Raw genomic sequence first — 18,761 nt, forward strand, 5'->3', positions numbered from 1 at the left:
CGGGCTCGCGCAGCAGGCACTGGAGTTCGCCGCGTGACCACACAACAACACGGCCTCGGCCGACTACGCGCGAAGTAGCGAACGGATCCGTATCCAACGCTAGCGGGGCACCAGCCGAACGGGCATGTGACGGACTCCCGTGTGCTTGTTGCTGCGGGTGAATTCTATTGGGGCCGTTAGCTCTACGCTGGCCACCCGGTCCAACAGCGCGTCGAAGACGACCAGCATTTCCATGCGGGCGAGCGCAGCGCCCAGGCAGAAGTGGGTGCCTCGGCCGAAGGCCAGGTGGGGGTTGGGGCGGCGGGTGATGGTGAATTTGTAGGGGTTCGCGAAGATGGATGCGTCGCGATTGGCGGAGGCCCACCAGAGGGTGACCTTTTCGCCCGCGCGGATTTGCCGGCCCCCGAGGGTTGTGTCCCGGGTGGCAGTGCGGCGGTTGTAGGGGGTGGAGGAGGCCCAGCGCAGCATTTCCTCGATGGCGGCGGGGAGGTGAGAACGGTTTTCGCACAGGGCTTTCCATGCCTCGGGATGGTCGATGAGGGCGTGCATGCCGAGTGCGATGGAGTTGCGGGTTGTTTCACTGCCCGCGGCGATCAGCAGGCTGAAGAGCATCTGTTGCTCGAGCTCGGTGAGCGGCTGGTCGTCGATGGTGGCCGTGGCGGCGCGGGAGAGCAGGTCGTCGGCGGGGTCGGCGCGTTTGCGGGCCAGCAATTCCGCACCGTAGCTATGCATTTCGGCGCTCGCGCGCTGCGTGCGTTCGGTGACCTCGCCGAGGTCCCGGTCGTCGTAGTCGAGAGTGGTATTCGCCCACCCGAAGAGCCGATGGCGATCGGCCTGCGGCACCCCGAGTAATTGGGCGACTGCCTGCAGCGGCAATTCCGCCGCCAAGTCGACCAGAAAGTCGCAGTCGCCCTTCGCCAGCGCCGCGTCGACGACCGTCTCGGCGCGCCGACGCAGGTCCTGTTCGATCATGCGCAACGTCCGCGGCGCGACACTCGGTGTGAGCAAACGCCGTAACCGCGCATGCCGTGGCTCGTCCATCATGTTGAGCAGCACCCCGGCCGCCCACTCCCCCGGCAGATCCTCGATCAGCGTCCCGCCGCCCGCCCGCGCACCGCCGGTCTCCGAGGAGAACGCCGCGGCGTCCCCGGCCGCCGCCAGCACCTCCGCATACCCGCTGACCACCCAGAACCCCTCGCCGTCCGGCGTGTGCTCGGTCGGCGGATGCCACCGGACGGGCGCCTCCCGGCGCAGCACATCGAACACCTCGTGCGGGAACCCGTGTGCGAACCGATCCAGGTCCGTCAGGTCCATTCCGTCCATCCGGCCCTCCAGAACTCCTTCCGCTCGACGCTACCGCGCCGCACCCGAGCAACGGATTGCTTTGGCGACGCACGGTATTCTCGGATGAGCCCGAAAGGCCGGCACCGCAGGGACGGAACCAATGTCAGAAACCACCGAACCGATCACCATCTACTGGCGCACCTTCTGCCCGTACTGCATTCGACTGGGCATCGGCCTGCGCCGCGCGGGCATACCGTTCCGGACGATTCCCATCAAGAATCCCGATGCGGCAGCAGCGGTCCGCGCGATCACCGGTGGCGACGAGATCACCCCGACGGTCATCGTCCGCGGCCAGTCCCTGGTCAATCCCAGCGTCGACGAAATCCGCGCGGTGCTGACCGCGACGCCGTAGTTACCGCGTTTCGAGCACCGCCATGGCGGCATTGTGGCCCGGGATACCGCTGACTCCGCCACCGCGCACCGCACCCGCACCACAGAGGAAGACATTCGGGACATCGGTGGCCACACCCCAACGGGCGGCGGCGGTATCGACGTCAGCGGAGCTGTAGGGAAAGGCCAGATCTCGATGGAAGATGTGGCCGCCGGGGAGACCGACTTCGCGCTCCAGATCGACCGGAGATTTCGCCTCGATGCAGGGCCCGCCGTTCTCGTCCACAGCGAGGCAGTCGGCGAGCGGTTCGGCGAGTACCGCATCCAATTGTGCGAGTGCCGCTTTCACCGCCGTTGTCTTCGCGGCTTCCGGATCGGTCTCGAAAAGCCGTGCCGGAGTGTGTAATCCGAACAAGGTGAGGGTGTGCAGACCGGAGTCGGGCGCGAGGATCGAGGGATCGGTCAGGGTGTGGCAGTAGATCTCCGAGGGCGGCGCGGACGGTATCCGACCCGCCGCGGCCTCACGATAGGCCTGCTCCAGTTGCGAATACGATTCGGCGATATGGAATGTCCCGGCGAACGCCTCGCCCGGATCGGTCGACGGGTCGCGCAGCCGCGGTAGCCGCCGTAGCACCATATTCACCTTCACCTGGGCGCCTTCGGGTTTCGGCTCCCCCGGTATGCCGAGCAGCTGAGCGAGCTCGTACGGTGCGGCATTCACCAGCACATGCCGCGCGCCGACGACACCGTCCCGATAGCGCACCTCCGCCGTGACATCGTCGGATTCGACCTCGGTCACCGCACAGCCGGTGATCAGCTCCGCTCCCGCGGAGCGGGCGGCATCGGCGAGCGCGTCGGTGAGCGCGCCCATACCGCCGATCGGCACATCCCAGTCGCCGGTGCCGCCGCCGATCACGTGGTAGAGGAAGCAGCGGTTCTGTCGCAGGCTCGGATCGTGCGCGTGGGTGAAGGTCCCGATGAGCGCGTCGGTGAGTACGACGCCGCGCACGGTGTCATCGGTGAAGGTCGACTCGACCGTCTCCCCCAGCGGCCGCTCGAACAGGGCCGCCCAGGTGGCGGGATCATCGACAACCCGCTCGAGCGCGGACCGCGACGGCAGCGGTTGGGTCAGTGTGGGGAACACCCGTTGCGCGAGTCGACCGGTCGCGCCATAGAACTGCTGCCAAGCCCGGAAATCACGATCGGATCCGGTGAGCCTCACAAAACTCTCCCTGGTCCGAGCCTCGGAACCGGTGTCGACCAATAATCCGCCATCCCCGACCGGCGTATACGACGAAATCCGCCGACGCCGCGTCGCGAACCGCAACCCCAACTCCTCGACGATCTGCCGCGGCAGCAGACTCACCAGATACGAATACCGCGACACCCGCGCATCGACACCCGGAAACACCCGTGCCGAGACCGCGGCCCCACCGGTGTGATCCTGCCGCTCCAGCACCAGCACCGAACGCCCGGCCCGCGCCAGATACGCGGCGGCCACCAACCCGTTATGGCCACCGCCGACCACTACCACGTCATAGGAGGAGCGCATCGGTTTCATCTGTCCTACCTATCACGGATTCCGGAGATTGCGGTGGCGGCATGCGATTGCGCGGGGATTACGGCCGGGTTTCCATATTCTCCTGCGATTGACCAGGACTCACTTCAGACTTAGCTTCTGGCAAACGCCGTATGAGGGCAGCGTTTTCACCCGGGAGCGATCATGACCGAAGCCAATGCACCATCCGACGACGAACGTCGCCTCGCCGAACTCGGCTACAAACAGGAACTGGCCAGATCCTGGTCCGGATTCTCCAACTTCGCCATCAGTTTCACCATCGTCTCGATCCTGACCGGCGGCTTGGCCAGTTACGGTATCGGGCTGGCCAACGGCGGTCCCATCACCATGGCCTGGGGCTGGCCGCTGGTCTCGGTGATGGTGTTGTTCGTCGGCTTGGCAATGGCCGAATTGGCGTCGGCCTACCCGACTTCCGGCGGCCTGTACTGGTGGGCGTCCGAGTTGGGCGGCCCGGTCTGGGGCTGGTTCACCGGGTGGTTCAACCTGATCGGCCAGATCGCGGTGACCGCCGCCATCGACTACGGCGCGGCGATCTTCACCACCGCGGTGCTGAACGTCATCGGCATCGATATCGGAACCGACCGCACCGCAATCTTTCTCGTCTTCACCGCGATCCTCATCCTGCATGCCGTACTCAATGCGATCGGGCCGCATCTGTCCGCCGTGATCAACAATGTCTCGGCCTGGTGGCATGTCGGCGGTGTGGCGATCTTCGTCATCGTGCTGGGTTTCGGCGCGAGCCATCATCAGAGCGTCGGCTTCGTGTTCACCGAGACCGTCGACAATAGCGCGGTCGGCTTCGGTGGAGTGGCGTTCAGCTTCCTGCTCGGATTGCTGCACGCGCAATACACTTTCACCGGATACGACGCGTCGGCACATATGTCGGAGGAGACGCACGACGCGGCGCGCACCGCGGCGAAAGGCATCATCAATACCATCGTCGTCTCGGCCGTTGCCGGATATCTGCTCATCATGGCGGTGACGTTCGCCATTCCGAATCTCGACGACGCGCTGGATCCGGACAAGAACAGCGGCTATCCGGTCATCTATATCCTGGAGAATTCGCTGAATTCGTTCTGGTCGGGTCTGCTGCTGATCATCGCCGCGATCGCCCAGCTTTTCTGCGGCTATGCCTCCGTCACCTCGGCCTCGCGCATGCTGTTCGCATTCTCCCGCGACGGTGCGGTGCCGGGATCGGCCTACTGGTCCAGACTTTCGGCCCGCAAGGTGCCGGTGCACGCCGTGTTGTTCATCTCGTTCTTCTCGTTCGTGCTGTTGATTCCGTCGATGCTGGTGCCCGCGGCGAATGCGCCGACCGCCTACGCCGCGGCCACCTCGGTCGCCACCATCGGCCTCTATATCGCCTATGGCATCCCGATTCTGCTGCGCCAGCTGCACGGCAGCCGATTCCACACCGGCCCTTGGCAACTCGGTCCCTGGTATCGCCCGATCGGTGTGATCGCCCTGGTCTGGATCGTATTGATCAGCGTGCTGTTCATTCTGCCGACCGATGACCGCGGCTATCCGTGGAACAGCGAATTCACCTGGAACACCGTCAATTACGCGCCGATCACCTTGGTCGGTGTGGTCGGTGCGATCGGCATCTGGTGGGCGGTATCGGCCAAGCGCTGGTTCACCGGACCCAAGCGCACCGTCGAAATCGAGGACGCGCCGCCCGAACCGGAGGCCGAGGCCCCGGCCAACGCTTGATACCGCACTGACGGACATTCGGTCACGCGGAGTATTCCTGCGCGACCCGACCTCGACGCATTGTTCGACTGATGTCGGCCTTGTGCGGTCGCAGTATCAACCCAGTAGCGCGAACAATGCCCGGCGGATCGCCGCGGATGCCTCGGCCTGCGATCGGCCGCGCCGATCGACAAGGTGATGCCGGGTGGGCCAGCCGACGGCGGCGTCGACGAGATCGAGCAGTTCCTCGTCGATGCCGCCGTCGACGGTCAGTTCCGGTGCGAACGCGCGGGCCAGTGCGTCGCGGATACGCCTGTCGGTCAATCGCATTCGCGCATCCACACCCGCGACGGTATGCGATTCGAGCAGACCGAGCAGCCGGGGATTGCGCTGCAGCTCGAAGATCGCCTCGCTCTGGCCCACCACCGCATCGATGCGATCGGCCAGCGGCAGTTGCGGATCCGGCGTCGCGATCAGCGCCTCGACCCGTTCCGATTGCACCTGCACGACCGCGATCCGCAGGTCGTCGCGGCCCGGAAAGTGCACGAAGACACTGCGCTCGGAGACCCCGGCCCTGGCCGCGATGCGCTTACCGGTCGGATCGAGTTCGCCGTCGTGAATCGCCTCGAGCAGGGCGGCGATGATCGCGGCGCGGGTCTGTTCCGGATTGCGCCTGCGTCGGGCCCCCGCAGTGCTCTCACTCATGCCTGTATCCGATCACAGTGACACCAAGGGAAAATCTGCGGCCACACCAGCCACGATACCTGCGCTATTGCAGTCTCACTGCAATAGCGGTTACGGTGTCGCTGCCTAGGATGGACAGGAGAGGCGATGGTCGAGCACCAGGACAACGACGGCAACCGGACGCCGCGGGTATCGCGCCGCGGGGTATTCGGCGTCGGAGCGGCGGCACTCGCGGCGGCGGGCGTCGGCGTCGGTCTCACCGCCTGCGGCGACTCGGACGAGGTCGACCCCGCCACCGAACCCACCGATCCCAGCGATCACATCGCCGATGCCAATAGGCAGGCCGCCGCGACGCTGCCCTTCGCCGACACCACCGATTTCGCCGACGCCGATCGCGGCTGGATCGCTTCGCTCGAGCCCGGCGTGGTCACCGATGCCAGCGGAAAGGTGGTGTGGGACACCGACTCCTACGGCTTCCTGCGCGATTCCTGTCCGCTGTCGGTGCATCCGAGCCTGTGGCGGCAGTCCCAGCTGACGGTTAAGCAAGGCCTGTACGAAATCGCCCCGGGCTTCTATCAGATCCGCGGTGTCGACCTGTCGAATATGACATTGGTCGAAGGCAATACCGGCGTCGTCGTCATCGACCCGCTGATCTCGACCGAGACCGCGGCCGCCGGACTCGCGCTCTACCGCGCCCATCGCGGCAATCGCCCGGTCACCGGCCTGATCTATTCCCATGCCCACGTCGACCATTTCGGCGGCGCGCTCGGCGTCACCACCGTCGAGGAGGTCGCGGCGGGCCGCTGCCCGGTGCTCGCGCCGTCCGGATTCCTCGAACACGCGATCGCCGAGAACATCTACGCGGGCACCGCGATGGCGCGGCGTGCCGCCTATATGTACGGCGCGGCCCTGCCGCGCGGGCCGAAGGGGCAGGTCGGCGCGGGCCTCGGCCAGACCACCTCGACCGGCACCACCACCCTCATCGAACCGACCGTCGATATCACCCGCTCCGGCCAGGAGGAGATCGTCGACGGCGTGCGCATTGTGTTCCAGCTGACGCCGGGCACCGAGGCGCCGTCGGAGATGAACTTCTACTTTCCGGACCGCCGCATTCTGTGTATGGCCGAGAACGCCACCCACACCCTGCACAACATCCTCACGCTGCGCGGCGCGCTGGTGCGCGACCCGCACGTGTGGTCGCGCTACCTCACCGAGTCGATCAACCGCTACGGCCGCAACGCCGACCTGGTCTTCTCCTCCCACCACTGGCCCGTCCGGGGCACCGAACGGATCGTGGAATTCCTTGCGGTACAACGAGATCTGTACGCCTACCTCAACGATCAGACGCTGCGCCTGCTCAACCAGGGCCATGTCGGCAGCGAGATCGCCGAGATGCTGCAGCTGCCGCCCGCGATCACGAAGGAGTGGTCCACCCGCGGCTACTACGGTTCGGTCAGCCATAACGTCAAGGCCATCTACCAGCGCTACATGGGCTGGTTCGACGGCAATCCGGCACACCTGTGGGAACATCCGCCTGTCGAATCGGCCAAGCGGCACGTCGATGCCATGGGCGGCGCGAAAGAGGTGCTGAAGAAGGCGCAAAAGGCTTATGACGCAGGCGATTACCGCTGGGTCGCGCAACTGGTGAATTACGTGATCTTCGCCGATCCGGACAACACCAAGGCAAAGCACTTGCAGGCCAGCGCCTTCGAACAACTCGCCTACGGCGCGGAGAACGCCACCTGGCGCAACTTCTACCTCAGCGGCGCCCATGAACTGCGCAACGGACCGTTCGGCACCCCCACCAAGGCCAATGCACAGGGCATGCTGGCGGCCTTGACCGTCGACCAAGCCTTCGACGCCATCTCACTATTCGTCAACGGCCCCAAGGCCTGGGATGTCAGGGCCACCACCGATTGGCGCTTCACCGATGCCGACAACCACACCGAGCGCGTCGAATTGCGCAACGGCGCACTGATCCACTACCCGCGCACCCCCGACGACGGTCTGCCCGCCCCCGACGCCACCCTCACGCTGACCCGTGCCACATTCGCCCGCACCATGCTCGCCGGAGGCAGCGTCCCGGACGCAATCGTCAAGGGCGACATCAAGATCGACGGTAATCTCGCTGCCCTGCAGAAGCTCAACGGCCTCTTCGACCGCCCCGATCCGAACTTCGCGATCGTCACTCCCTGACGAGTGGCACATGGTCGGCAAACCCACTCGCGATCGTCACTGATCCTCTTGGCCCAGAAAGCATCAGAGGCGACAGGTATCTCCGCCCTTTGACACGATCGTCTCCCATGACGAAGTCTTCATCGATCACCTACACGCGAATGGGCAGGAGCCTGCACCAGATCGGCATGGTGTCCGCGGAGAAGATGCACAGTGTCCTCGAGGACGTCGCACGCTACGCAAACGAGGTAATGGACCACTACAGCGCGGCTCGTGCCTTCGAAAGGTTCGGCGTGGCGGTCTCGGTCCATGCCGATGACATCGACTCCATCTACTACGGCTACCAGAGCCTGCTGGCAAGGGCCGCCAAGGTCGCCGGCGGCAAAGTCACCATCACCAATGTTCGGATCGTCGAGGGCGAAGGCGATTTCGAGGACGGCCGCCTCGATCGTTTGGAGTTCGAACGAAATGGCAAGCTCGTGTCCATCACGGCCGAGCACTTCGCGGAGGACTACTATGACCAGGGCGCGGCGTGTGAGGCCATCGCCGAGACCGCCCACGACGACGACCCCCGCTCATGGCAATACGTCGACTTCGAACGCAAGCCACACCGCGGCTACGACAGCATCATGGTCCTCACCACGCCCCAGCAGGCAGAAGCGCTACATCAGCAGCTGGGCTTCACCTTCCCCTGGATCCGCGAATGATCGGCGTCCGCCGACTTGCCATCGGCACATAATCATCGCTCGCGGCGAGCCGACTAATCGGGCGATCGACGACTGTGCAGTGCGAGTTGGAGTTCGAGCAGCAGGCGGTCGGCCGGATCGGTGAGGTCCATCCCGATGATGTCCTCGACGCGGCGGATCCGGTAGCGCAGCGTGTTCGGGTGCACCTGCAGTGCCGTCGCGGCATTGCGCACATCGCCGTGTTCGCGCAGATAGGTCTCGACGCTCTCGCGCAGATTCGCGGAGTGTTTCCGGTCGTAGTCGAGCAGTTTGCGCAGCCGCGGATCGTGCAGTTCCGGCCGGTCACCGACAAGGTCGAGGATTTCGCCGAGCAGCACCGCGGTGCGCGCTTCGTCGAGCGTGGTCACCCGGCCTTTCGGGTAGGTCGCCGCGGTGCTGTCGAGCACCCGGTCCACCTCGGCGCGCGCACCGGCGACCCGCGATAGATCGGGAATGGGACAGGCGATGGCGGCGCGCAATTCGAGCGCGCGCTTGGCTTCGAGCTGGTCGACCAGCTGGCGGGTCCACGCGGACACCGCCTGCGCGGATCGGTACTGCGGCAGCAACACATAGACCCGGTCGCCGAGCATAGTGGTCACCGAATCACCGCGAAATGAACTGGCGCGCAAGCGCAGCATATTGCCGAGCGTTCCTGGCGACGGCGCGTGCTCACCCGGTGTCAGCGCGAATCCGACCACCGCGGCCGGACCGGTCAGCGGCAGATGCAACGCACTCGCGAGCGCGGGCACATCGGCGCTGCCGCCGCCGGTCCCGAACAGCCGTTGGATCAGCAGTGCCTCACTGGAGGGCGCGTCCAGGCTGCGCGAGATCAGCCGGGCGGCGATGGCCGACGCACCGCGCAGGATCTCCGCGGCATCCGGTTTGAACGGACGATCGCCCTGTTGCAGCCAGATCGCGCCGAGCACCCGCGGCGCACTCCCCTCGTCGTGCGCACGGATGCTCACCACCAAGCGGCGCTTGATGTTCAGCTCCTCATGCGCCGGGATATCGATGACATCGTCGGTTCCGCGCAGCCGATCGAAGACCCCCCATTTGCGCAGTACGCGCAGATAGTCGCGCGGCCCCTCGCGACCGAGGATGGACAGCACCCGCAGTTGGTCGGCCGCCTGATCCGACGCCGAATACGCCAGCACATGCGATTGCGGGTCCTCGATGGAGACCATCCCGCCCGCGTTCTGGGCGACCATTTGCGCCAGTCCGAACAGGTCCAGGTCCGCGGCGACCAACTCACCTTCCCTAGCCACGACCACTGCCCACTTTCATACGACTCGCCAATACGGTCATCCCATCTTTGTCCGCTTGTCCGATTCTGCGGGCAGTTTTGCCGTGTTGACTTCGGCTCACCGTCATATACCAGCAAGGAGGACTCATGGACGCCATCGTGTCCACCCCGCGGCCGGTCAACGAGCCGGTCGGCACCTTCGCCCCGGGTAGCGCCGAACGCGCCCGCCTGCGGGCGAAACTGTCCGAACTCGCCGCAACGCCGACCGAGATCCACCATGTCATCGGCGGCGAACATCGGCGCACCTCGGGCAAGAGCATCGATATCGTGCAGCCGCACAACCACGGCGCCGTACTCGGCACCCTCACCACGGCCGAGGCCCGCGATGTCCAGGACGCGATCGCCGCCGCCACCGCCGCGGCGCCCGGCTGGCGGGCGCTGTCGTTCGAGGATCGCGCCGCCATCTTCCTGCGGGCCGCGGATCTGCTGTCGGGTCCGTGGCGGGAAACCATTGCCGCCGCAACCATGTTGGGGCAGTCCAAGACCGCGTACCAGGCCGAGATCGACGCACCCTGCGAACTGGTCGACTTCTGGCGCTTCAATGTGCATTTCGCCCGGCAGATCCTGGCCGACCAGCCGATCTCGACCGCTGGTGTGTGGAACAAGGTCGAATACCGCCCGCTCGAGGGCTTCATCTATGCGATCACTCCGTTCAATTTCACCGCGATCGCGGGCAATCTGCCGACCGCGCCAGCGCTGATGGGCAATACCGTGCTCTGGAAGCCATCGCCGACCCAGGCGGTGGCCGCGTATTGGACGATGAAACTACTGGAGGCCGCCGGTCTGCCGCCCGGTGTCATCAATATGGTGCACGGCGCGGGACCGAAGATCTCCGATGTCGCGCTGACCGACCGGCGGCTGGCCGGCATCCACTTCACCGGTTCCACGGGGACCTTCCAGCATCTGTGGCGTTCGGTCGCGATGAATATCGGCGACTACCGCACCTATCCGCGCTTGGTCGGTGAGACCGGCGGCAAGGATTTCGTGCTGGCGCACAGCTCCGCGGACCCGGATGTGCTGACCACGGCGCTGATCCGCGGCGCCTTCGACTACCAGGGCCAGAAGTGTTCGGCCGCCTCGCGCGCCTTCATTCCGAAGTCGGTGTGGGCCAAGATGGGCCGCGATCTCATCGATAAGGTCGGCACGCTGAGCTACGGCGATGTCACCGACTTCGCGCATTTCGGCGGCGCGGTCATCGATCAGCGCGCCTTCGACCGCAATGCCGATGCCATCGCCCGAGCCAAGGCCACCCAGGGCCTCACCATCGCGGCCGGCGGACATACCGACGACACCGTCGGATACTTCGTCGACCCGACCGTTCTGCTCGGCGACGATCCCACCGACGAGGCCTTCAGCACCGAATACTTCGGCCCGATTCTCGCGATCCACGTCTACGACGATTCGGTCGCCGGATCCTTCGAGTCGGCCCTCGAATTGGTCGACGGTGGTTCGGCCTACGGCCTGACCGGGTCGATCATCGCCGATGACCGCGCCGCCGTCGCCAAGGCGACCACGAGTCTGCGATTCACCGCGGGCAACTTCTACATCAACGACAAGCCCACCGGCGCGGTCGTCGGCCAGCAGCCCTTCGGCGGGTCCCGCGCGTCGGGCACCAATGACAAGGCGGGCTCGCCGCAGAATCTGCTGCGCTGGACCTCCGCCCGCACCATCAAGGAGACCTTCGTCCCGCCGACCGAGCACACCTACCCGCACCAGGCACCGGAGGAGAACTGATGGCCATCTCCGCTCTGCTGCGCCCCGCCATGCTCGCGGCCTCGCGGTCGCCGCGGATGGAGCGCACCGTCACGCGGATGTCGACCACCAAGAAGCTGGTGGACCGCTTCGTCGCGGGTGAATCCGAGCCGAATGCGGTGGCGGCCGTCGAAACTCTGCTGGGCTCGGGCCGCTACATCACCGTCGACTATCTCGGCGAGGACACCACCGATATCGAGCAGGCGCGCACCACGGTGTCGCACTATATGGCGCTGCTATCGCTGCTGCGCGGTTCGGACGCCGGATCGCTTGGGCCGCTGGAGGTTTCGCTCAAGCTCTCGGCACTCGGCCAATCCCTGCCCAAGGACGGTCACGCGATCGCCCGCGAGCACGCCCACCAGATCTGCGCGGCCGCGGCGGATGCGGGCGTGCTGGTGACCATCGATGCCGAGGATCACACCACCACCGATTCGACCCTGTCGATCGTGCGGGAGTTGCGCGCCGACTTCCCGTCGCTCGGCACCGTACTGCAGGCATATCTGCGGCGCACCGAAGCGGACTGCCGGGATTTCTCGGGCCCTGGATCGCGAATTCGCCTGTGCAAGGGCGCATATCGCGAACCGGCGTCGGTGGCGTATCAGAGCCGGGCCGAGGTCGACCGGTCCTACCTGGACTGTCTGCGGGTGCTGATGAACGGTGACGGTTATCCGATGGTCGCCACGCACGATCCGGCGCTCATCGAGGCGGCAGGGGTATTCGCCACGGCCACCCGGCGCAAGTCCGACGATTTCGAATTCCAGATGCTCTACGGCATTCGCGACGCCGAGCAGCGCCGCCTGGTCTCCGAAGATCGCCATGTCCGTGTCTACGTGCCCTACGGCGACCAGTGGTACGGCTACTTCATGCGCCGACTCGCCGAACGTCCCGCCAATATGGCGTTCTTCCTGCGCTCACTGCGTCCCGGCAGCCAGCGCTGACACTCCGCTCGGCGGCCTTGTCTGTTCAGTCGGACAAGGCCGCCGAACTTTATTTATCCAACTCGCCGATCACAGCGCTTGTGTGGTCCGATTAGCTGAGTGCTGCTCAGAATGTGATCTGCGTTACGGCACCGTCGCGTATCGCAGAGGACGAAAGGAAGATCCATGTCCCTCGCGGAGTTGCGCAGCCAGATGTTGCGCCGCAAACCCCTCGGGCAGATCGAGGAGGAGACACCCGCCGACGAGCAGCTCAAACGGTCACTCGGCCTCTGGCAGCTCACGGCGATCGGCGTCGGCGGCATCATCGGCGCGGGCATCTTCGCCCTCGCCGGTTCGGTCGCGCACTCTGTCACGGGCCCGTCGGTGCTCATCTCGTTCCTGATCGCCGGCGTCGCCAGCGCGTGTGCGGCGCTGTGCTACGCCGAATTCGCCGGGATGGTCCCGAAGGCCGGATCCGCCTACACCTACGGATACGTCTCACTCGGCGAGATCGCGGGCTGGTTCATCGGCTGGGATCTGCTGCTGGAGTATGTCGCGGTCGCGGCAGTCGTGGCCATCGGCGTCTCCGGATACTTCAAATTCCTGCTCGGACAGATCGATATCACGCTGCCCGATTGGATGATGGGCGCGCACGGCACCGGACAGGGCCATGTGATCGATGTGTTCGCGGTGCTGTTCTGTTTGGGCACCGCCTGGCTGCTCTCGCGCGGCATCAAGAGCGTCGGACGCTTCGAAACCGTCGCGGTCGGCATCAAGGTCGCATTGGTCGTGCTGATCATCGTGCTCGGCGTCTTCCATATCAACAGCGCCAACTACACCCCGTACTTCCCCTTCGGCGCTGGCGCGGTCTGGACCGGTGCGGCCACCGTCTTCTTCGCCGTCTTCGGCTATGACGCGATGAGCACCGCCGCCGAGGAATCGACCGACGGCAAGAAGCATCTGCCCAAGGCGATCATCTACTCGCTGGCCATCGCGATGGTGTTGTATGTGCTGGCCACCCTGGTGCTGACCGGTATGCAGAAGTACACCGAGATCAGCCCGACGAGCGGGTTCTCCACCGCCTTCGAATCGGTCGGCATGCCCGGCGTCGCGAATATCATCGCGATCGGCGCCATCGTCGGCATCGTCACCGTGGTGCTCACCTTCATGCTCGGCGTGACCCGCGTCTGGTTCGCCATGAGCCGCGACGGACTGCTGCCGGAGTGGTTCGCCAAGACCCATCCGGTCCGCAAGGTGCCGACCCGGGTGACCTGGATCGTCGGCATCGGATCCGCGACGATGGCCGGTCTGCTCGATATCACCGTGGTCGCCGAGCTGACCAATATCGGCATTCTGATGGCCTTCATCGTGGTCTCGGTCGCGGTCATGGTGCTGCGCCGTACCCGCCCCGACGAGCCGCGCTCGTTCAAGCTGCCGCTCATGCCGGTGGTGCCGCTGGTAGGCATCGGCTTCTCGATCTACCTGATCTGGTCGCTGCCGTGGGAGACCTGGGTGCGGTTCGTGGTGTGGCTGGTGCTCGGGCTCGCCGTGTACTTCGGATACTCGCGGATGCATTCCAAGCTGGAACGTGACGGGGCGGACGTCACGCTGGCGAAGTAGGCGCGAATCGGGTTGGGCGGGTGGCCGATTGGCCACCCGCCCAACCTATACAACAGTTCTGCAGGAATTTTCGGGTGCGCGAGCGAGATCGATGCCGCATGAACGATCACCGAATTCTGATTACCGGCGCGGGCGGGGGCATCGGCACGCTGATGCGGCCGCGTCTGGGCCGCCCGGATCGGGTGCTGCGGCTACTGGATCTGATCGAACTTCCCGCGCCGACATCCGGCGAACGGGTCGAGATCGTCACCGGATCGCTCACCGATCCCGCCACCATGGCCGCGGCGTGCCGGGATGTGGACGCGATCATCCATCTGGGCGGGATCAGTCGAGAAGACAGCTGGGACAACGTCCTTGCCGCGAATATCGACGGCACGCACACCGTATTGGAGGCGGCGCGGCAGGCCGGTGTGTCGCGGGTCGTGCTCGCGTCGAGCAATCATGCCGTGGGTTTTCGCGCCGTCGGCGCCGATCTCGTTTCCGGTGACGCCTCGCCCCGGCCGGATACCTATTACGGGGTCAGCAAGGTGGCGGTCGAGGCGTTGGGCAGTCTCTATCAATCTCGCTTCGGCATGGACGTGATCTGCGTTCGGATCGGTTCGTGTTTCGAGCGCCCGCATGATGTCCGCGGGCTGTCGATGTGGTTGTCCCCCGACGACTGTGCGCGACTATTCGAGGCCTGCTTGGCCGCCGAACGACCCGGTTTCCGGGTGATCTGGGGCGTGTCCGCCAATACCCGCGCGGTCGTATCCCTGTGCGAGGCCGAGGAACTCGGTTATCGCAGCGAGGACGACGCCGAACAGTTCGCCGACGATATCTCCGCGGCCGCCGATCCCGGCCCCTGGCTCATCGGCGGACCTTTCGTGGAAACTCCACTGGGAAAACCGAATCCGCGCTGAATGGTCGACCCGACCTACCAGCCACCGAACTCACCCGAATACTGAGGCACCGATCAGCCGACGCCGCCGTGATCGGTCCAGGCAATGGCGCGTAGCGGAAACGAGCCCATCCCACGCACCGGTGCTGGCAATGCGACCAGTCTGGCACCGGTGTCGGGGACCGCGTCCAGGTTTGTCATCTGCTCGATGATCGGGATTCCCGCACCGAGCAGCGTGTGGTGGCACGGCCGCGTCGGCAGGGACGTATCGTCGATGTCGAGCGAGTCGATGCCGACCAACGCCACATTGGCGGCGACCAGCGCATCCGCGACCTCGCCGACCAGGAACGGATGCCCGGGGCCCCGATACTCCGACGATCCCCACCGGGCCGACCATCCGGTGTGCACGAGCACCGCCTTGCCCCATAGCCGTGCCGGGTCGCCGAGCACATCCGGTCCCACGACGCGCATTCGCGCCGCGCGGATCATCACGATCGGCACGTTGAACAGCCGTTCCAGCGGTAGCTCGGCGATATCTGCGCCATCGGCATGGAAGTGGAAGGGCGCGTCGATGTATGTCCCCGTGTTGCCGACAGTGTCCACGCGCGCGATCTCGTAGGTCATATCGATCAGTGCCGACTGGTCACGCGCAACATCTGTGGTGACTCGCGGTCCGGGCAGGCCCGGGTAGGTGAGCATGCCGTCCGAGATCGGATGGGACAGCTCAACTATCCGCTTGCTCATGCTAGAGACCGTACCCGCCGATCCCACGGCGCGCGGCGAGCTACGACATCACGCGCGCAGCCCGCGCTCCAAGAGCGCCCACGCTTGCCGGGAGGTAGCCCGCCTGGATCGCGGTTCCGTCTTCGCCAGCAGTGCCGCCAACATGGCCACCGCCAGCACGACGTCGGTGGCCGTGATATCGGCGCGAATCCCGCCGCGTTGGCGCGGGTCGTCGAGCTTCTGGGCGATGAGACCGAGCAGCCGCCATGCCACTTGGAGTAGCTGCTCGTCCTCGGTATTGGTCGGATAGATCATCGCGATGAAGGCCGCGGATGTCGTGAGCTGGTCGACGATGACGGCAAGGACGTCTTCGACCGTGGTCGCCTGGTCGGCGGCCAGCACTTCGATCTCGGCGATGTTCTCTTCGAATACCGCGAGAGCGATGCTCTCCTTGGTCGGGAAATGCCGGTACAGCACCCCCTGTCCAACACCCGCCGCGCGCGCGATCAGACTGAATGGCGCATCGAAACCGTTCTCCGCGAAGACAGTTCGGGCCGCCCGAAGCAGAGCCGCGCGATTGTCGGCCGCGGCTTTCGGCCCCGGGTTCGCACGGCGCGACGCTGTCATTCGCACAACGCTACCGCAGCGCGACAGGGCGCGACCGCCACGCCGACACCGACCTCTGAACACCGACAATCGCGCGCTGTATTGACTCCGCCAGTGAACTCGAGCACACTGTCGACGACAACCGGACAAGACCGTCCGGATTGGTTCGAGCCGATTCACCAGTGCGTAAGAAAGGTGCCCTCGTCACCGAGGGTCGAGACCATTTCATGATTTCGTGCATAACCTTCGCGGCGCGACGTTCGTTCACCGTCGCCATGGCCGCGGCCGTATTCCTGCCCATCGGCGCCGTTTCGGCCCAGTCCGACCCGGTCGGCCAGGCACAAGAGATCGACCTGATCACCCACACCGCGGTGGCCCGCGCGGACTGCGGTCCGGGTTCCGCGCCCGAATCCGGCCTACAAGGCGATGTTCCGGCCGCCGACCGTGACAGCGGCCGCAGCCGAGCGGGCTACAGCTGCAATATCCAACGCATCGGCGACTATGCCGGACGCGGCGGCGGCATCTCCTCGGTCAGCTTCGAACACTGTATCTACGTCGGCACCTTCTTTCCGGGAAACCTGCTGGGCCCCGAGCAAGGAGTGCAGGTCCTCGACGTCTCCGATCCGACCGCTCCGATCCACACCGCGACCCTCACCGAACCAGCGATGCTGGCGGGCACCTGGGAGAGCTTGAAAGTCAACGAGACCCGAAAGCTGCTCGTCGGCGCCGGCGCGCCCGTCCTGACCGGCGCGGGTCTGCTCTCGGTCTACGACATCTCCGACTGCGCGCACCCGCGTTTGCTCAACCCGGGCACCGGAACCGATCTGGCTATGCCACTGCCGATTACGGCCCATGAGGGCGGTTTCTCGCCCGACGGCAATACCTATTGGAGTTCGGGTGTCGCGCCGGGACTCGTCAGCGCGGTCGACCTGCGCGACCCGGCGAATCCTCGCGTCATCTGGCAGGACCTGCCCGGATTGTCCATGCACGGCTTCGGATTCAGTCCCGACGGCAACCGCATGTACCTGGCGAATAATCTCGGTGGGCTGAAGATCCTGGACGTCAGTGCGGTACAACGCCGCGACCCCGATCCGCGGGTACGGCAACTGGCCGATATGACCTGGACCGACGGGTGGGCCACCCAGCACAACATCCCGGTCACCTATGCCGGCAAGCCTTATCTGCTGGCCACCAATGAGGCCGGATCCGGTGGTGTGAAGGTCATCGACGTCTCCGACGGCACCGATCCGCGGATCGTCAACACCATCAAACTCGAAATCGATCTGCCCGAAAACCAGGACAGCGCACTGGCATCCGCCTCGGGCGGATCGCTGTTCAGCTACGACGCGCACTACTGCGCCGCCGACCGCCCGGCGAATCCGACCGCACTGGCGTGCAGCTGGACCTCCTCCGGCATCCGCGTGTTCGATATCCGCGACCCCTTCGATATCCGTGAGATCGGCTACTTCAACCCGCCCGCCCGCACCGGGCACAACACCGAACTGTGGAACTCCCCGCACGCCCTGGCCTCGATCATCGGCCCACCGCTGCTCGCGACGCCCGCGGTGGCACAGGCGATGCTGCAGGGACAGTTCGATCCGTCGCAGGCCACCAGCCCCAGAACCGGCGACCTCGCATTCGGTGATCTGTCCACGGACTGGTGCTTCTCCGCGCCCGAATGGCGCGGCACCCAACTGTGGACCACCTGTGCCGACAACGGATTCCTGGCACTGCGACTAGCGCCCGCCGTGTACACCCCGCCCGCCGACCAGCATTCGACCATCGGTTCATGAACGGCCGCGCGTGGATCCGGGTCGCCGCATTCGGCTGTGCGGCGGTGCTACTGCTCGCACTGGGTGCGGCGCTGCGACCACTGTTCACCGACGATCCCGGTGCGTCGCGAGAAGTTCTGAGCGACACCGAGATCGGCTTCGTCCAGGACATGCTCGCCCACCATAACCAAGCACTGCTGATCGTGGCGCGACTCGAACCCGGGGCCGATCCGACGGTGCGCGCGTTGGCGCAGCAGATCGCCGACACCCAGCGCACCGAAATCGGGATGCTGCTCGGCTGGCTGCGACTCGCCCGCGCGGGTACCACCAACCCGCGCCCGATGGCATGGATGCACAACATCGCACCCGACGCATCGGGCCATCACCATTCGTCGAGTACGGAAGATGCCGCGAGCGGTCGGATGCCCGGCATGGCGAGCCGGGACGAACTCGACGCCCTGGCCGACGCCCGGGGAACGCAGGCAGAAACCCAGTTCCTGCGATTGATGCAACGCCACCACTATGGCGGAATCCAGATGGCGCATGCGGCCGACGGCCTGCTGACCAGCGGCGTTGTCAAACAGACCGCACGCGACATGGTCACCGGCCAAGGCCGAGAGGCCGGTCTGATGGGCCTGCTGCTGGCGCAGCGCGCCGTTTAGCCA

The 18,761-nt window shown here is 65.7% G+C and carries 15 protein-coding genes and 1 pseudogene; 10 read left to right on the plus strand and 6 right to left on the minus strand.

Going from position 1 to position 18,761, the window contains the following annotated elements:
• Positions 1-99 precede the first annotated feature (99 nt).
• Positions 100-1,323 carry a cytochrome P450 gene (locus ACHQ4I_RS28745; protein ID WP_420774998.1) on the minus strand — a complete coding sequence of 408 codons (1,224 nt, stop codon included), beginning with the start codon at positions 1,321-1,323 and terminating at the stop codon, positions 100-102.
• 121 nt (positions 1,324-1,444) lie between these two features.
• Here ACHQ4I_RS28745 and ACHQ4I_RS28750 point away from each other — a divergent pair, with 121 nt between their 5' ends.
• Positions 1,445-1,696 (plus strand): glutaredoxin family protein, encoded by a 252-nt coding sequence (locus ACHQ4I_RS28750; RefSeq protein WP_420774999.1) that lies wholly within the window; start codon positions 1,445-1,447, stop codon positions 1,694-1,696.
• Here the strand turns inward: ACHQ4I_RS28750 and ACHQ4I_RS28755 are convergent, their stop codons facing one another.
• On the minus strand, positions 1,697-3,226 hold the full coding sequence (locus ACHQ4I_RS28755; protein ID WP_420775193.1) for a phytoene desaturase family protein: 1,530 nt from the start codon (positions 3,224-3,226) through the stop codon (positions 1,697-1,699).
• Positions 3,227-3,397: 171 nt separating this feature from the next.
• On the opposite strand from ACHQ4I_RS28755, the gene ACHQ4I_RS28760 reads away from it, so the two are divergent.
• Positions 3,398-4,963, plus strand: coding sequence for an amino acid permease (locus ACHQ4I_RS28760; RefSeq protein WP_420775000.1), 1,566 nt, complete (start codon positions 3,398-3,400; stop codon positions 4,961-4,963).
• Positions 4,964-5,059: 96 nt separating this feature from the next.
• On the opposite strand, the gene ACHQ4I_RS28765 is transcribed toward ACHQ4I_RS28760, so the two are convergent.
• A complete protein-coding gene (locus tag ACHQ4I_RS28765) occupies positions 5,060-5,647 on the minus strand; it encodes a TetR family transcriptional regulator (RefSeq protein ID WP_420775001.1) in 588 nt (195 codons plus the stop codon).
• Between the two features lie 126 nt (positions 5,648-5,773).
• On the opposite strand from ACHQ4I_RS28765, the gene ACHQ4I_RS28770 reads away from it, so the two are divergent.
• Positions 5,774-7,822, plus strand: coding sequence for an alkyl/aryl-sulfatase (locus ACHQ4I_RS28770; RefSeq protein ID WP_420775002.1), 2,049 nt, complete (start codon positions 5,774-5,776; stop codon positions 7,820-7,822).
• A 107-nt stretch (positions 7,823-7,929) separates the two neighbouring features.
• Positions 7,930-8,508 (plus strand): hypothetical protein, encoded by a 579-nt coding sequence (locus ACHQ4I_RS28775; protein ID WP_420775003.1) that lies wholly within the window; start codon positions 7,930-7,932, stop codon positions 8,506-8,508.
• A gap of 53 nt (positions 8,509-8,561) precedes the next feature.
• Here ACHQ4I_RS28775 and ACHQ4I_RS28780 read toward each other — a convergent pair.
• Positions 8,562-9,776, minus strand: a pseudogene (locus ACHQ4I_RS28780) (PucR family transcriptional regulator); the annotation flags it as partial.
• A gap of 140 nt (positions 9,777-9,916) precedes the next feature.
• Between ACHQ4I_RS28780 and pruA the strand changes: the two are divergent.
• The 4 genes from pruA to ACHQ4I_RS28800 all read left to right on the plus strand — a co-directional run bounded on the left by pruA (position 9,917) and on the right by ACHQ4I_RS28800 (position 15,017).
• Positions 9,917-11,563, plus strand: a complete 1,647-nt coding sequence (pruA, locus tag ACHQ4I_RS28785; RefSeq protein WP_420775004.1) for an L-glutamate gamma-semialdehyde dehydrogenase — start codon at positions 9,917-9,919, stop codon at positions 11,561-11,563.
• Positions 11,563-12,519 (plus strand): proline dehydrogenase family protein, encoded by a 957-nt coding sequence (locus ACHQ4I_RS28790; protein WP_420775005.1) that lies wholly within the window; start codon positions 11,563-11,565, stop codon positions 12,517-12,519. Before pruA ends, ACHQ4I_RS28790 begins: the two co-directional genes overlap by 1 nt.
• 165 nt (positions 12,520-12,684) lie before the next feature.
• Complete coding sequence (locus tag ACHQ4I_RS28795; RefSeq protein WP_420775006.1) at positions 12,685-14,118, plus strand: amino acid permease; 1,434 nt, start codon at positions 12,685-12,687, stop codon at positions 14,116-14,118.
• Positions 14,119-14,216: 98 nt separating this feature from the next.
• A complete protein-coding gene (locus ACHQ4I_RS28800) occupies positions 14,217-15,017 on the plus strand; it encodes an NAD-dependent epimerase/dehydratase family protein (protein ID WP_420775007.1) in 801 nt (266 codons plus the stop codon).
• 53 nt (positions 15,018-15,070) lie between these two features.
• Here ACHQ4I_RS28800 and ACHQ4I_RS28805 read toward each other — a convergent pair whose 3' ends face one another.
• Positions 15,071-15,739, minus strand: coding sequence for a cyclase family protein (locus ACHQ4I_RS28805; protein WP_420775008.1), 669 nt, complete (start codon positions 15,737-15,739; stop codon positions 15,071-15,073).
• A gap of 48 nt (positions 15,740-15,787) precedes the next feature.
• The gene (locus ACHQ4I_RS28810) at positions 15,788-16,345 is read right to left on the minus strand and encodes a TetR family transcriptional regulator (RefSeq protein ID WP_420775009.1); all 558 of its coding nucleotides are present in this window, start codon (positions 16,343-16,345) and stop codon (positions 15,788-15,790) included.
• A gap of 206 nt (positions 16,346-16,551) precedes the next feature.
• On the opposite strand from ACHQ4I_RS28810, the gene ACHQ4I_RS28815 reads away from it, so the two are divergent.
• Both ACHQ4I_RS28815 and ACHQ4I_RS28820 read left to right on the plus strand, forming a co-directional pair.
• Positions 16,552-18,117: an LVIVD repeat-containing protein gene (locus ACHQ4I_RS28815; protein ID WP_420775010.1), complete on the plus strand. Its 1,566-nt coding sequence runs from the start codon at positions 16,552-16,554 to the stop codon at positions 18,115-18,117.
• On the plus strand, positions 18,114-18,758 hold the full coding sequence (locus tag ACHQ4I_RS28820) for a DUF305 domain-containing protein (RefSeq protein ID WP_420775011.1): 645 nt from the start codon (positions 18,114-18,116) through the stop codon (positions 18,756-18,758). The genes ACHQ4I_RS28815 and ACHQ4I_RS28820 overlap by 4 nt, the downstream gene beginning before the upstream one ends.
• Positions 18,759-18,761 lie beyond the last annotated feature (3 nt).

This window comes from Nocardia nepalensis (assembly GCF_048910785.1).
GTDB classification, from domain to species: Bacteria; Actinomycetota; Actinomycetes; order Mycobacteriales; family Mycobacteriaceae; genus Nocardia; species Nocardia nepalensis.

Excerpts from the sequence above, each read along its gene's own strand:
- ACHQ4I_RS28775 (WP_420775003.1), top strand. The coding sequence starts at position 7,930 with ATGACGAAGTCTTCATCGATCACCTACACGCGAATGGGCAGGAGCCTG.
- ACHQ4I_RS28770 (WP_420775002.1), top strand. The coding sequence starts at position 5,774 with ATGGTCGAGCACCAGGACAACGACGGCAACCGGACGCCGCGGGTATCG.
- ACHQ4I_RS28790 (WP_420775005.1), top strand. The coding sequence starts at position 11,563 with ATGGCCATCTCCGCTCTGCTGCGCCCCGCCATGCTCGCGGCCTCGCGG.
- pruA (WP_420775004.1), top strand. The coding sequence starts at position 9,917 with ATGGACGCCATCGTGTCCACCCCGCGGCCGGTCAACGAGCCGGTCGGC.
- ACHQ4I_RS28750 (WP_420774999.1), top strand. The coding sequence starts at position 1,445 with ATGTCAGAAACCACCGAACCGATCACCATCTACTGGCGCACCTTCTGC.
- ACHQ4I_RS28815 (WP_420775010.1), top strand. The coding sequence starts at position 16,552 with ATGATTTCGTGCATAACCTTCGCGGCGCGACGTTCGTTCACCGTCGCC.
- ACHQ4I_RS28760 (WP_420775000.1), top strand. The coding sequence starts at position 3,398 with ATGACCGAAGCCAATGCACCATCCGACGACGAACGTCGCCTCGCCGAA.
- ACHQ4I_RS28800 (WP_420775007.1), top strand. The coding sequence starts at position 14,217 with ATGAACGATCACCGAATTCTGATTACCGGCGCGGGCGGGGGCATCGGC.
- ACHQ4I_RS28795 (WP_420775006.1), top strand. The coding sequence starts at position 12,685 with ATGTCCCTCGCGGAGTTGCGCAGCCAGATGTTGCGCCGCAAACCCCTC.
- ACHQ4I_RS28765 (WP_420775001.1), bottom strand. The coding sequence starts at position 5,647 with ATGAGTGAGAGCACTGCGGGGGCCCGACGCAGGCGCAATCCGGAACAG.
- ACHQ4I_RS28820 (WP_420775011.1), top strand. The coding sequence starts at position 18,114 with ATGAACGGCCGCGCGTGGATCCGGGTCGCCGCATTCGGCTGTGCGGCG.
- ACHQ4I_RS28755 (WP_420775193.1), bottom strand. The coding sequence starts at position 3,226 with ATGCGCTCCTCCTATGACGTGGTAGTGGTCGGCGGTGGCCATAACGGG.
- ACHQ4I_RS28805 (WP_420775008.1), bottom strand. The coding sequence starts at position 15,739 with ATGAGCAAGCGGATAGTTGAGCTGTCCCATCCGATCTCGGACGGCATG.
- ACHQ4I_RS28810 (WP_420775009.1), bottom strand. The coding sequence starts at position 16,345 with ATGACAGCGTCGCGCCGTGCGAACCCGGGGCCGAAAGCCGCGGCCGAC.
- ACHQ4I_RS28745 (WP_420774998.1), bottom strand. The coding sequence starts at position 1,323 with ATGGACGGAATGGACCTGACGGACCTGGATCGGTTCGCACACGGGTTC.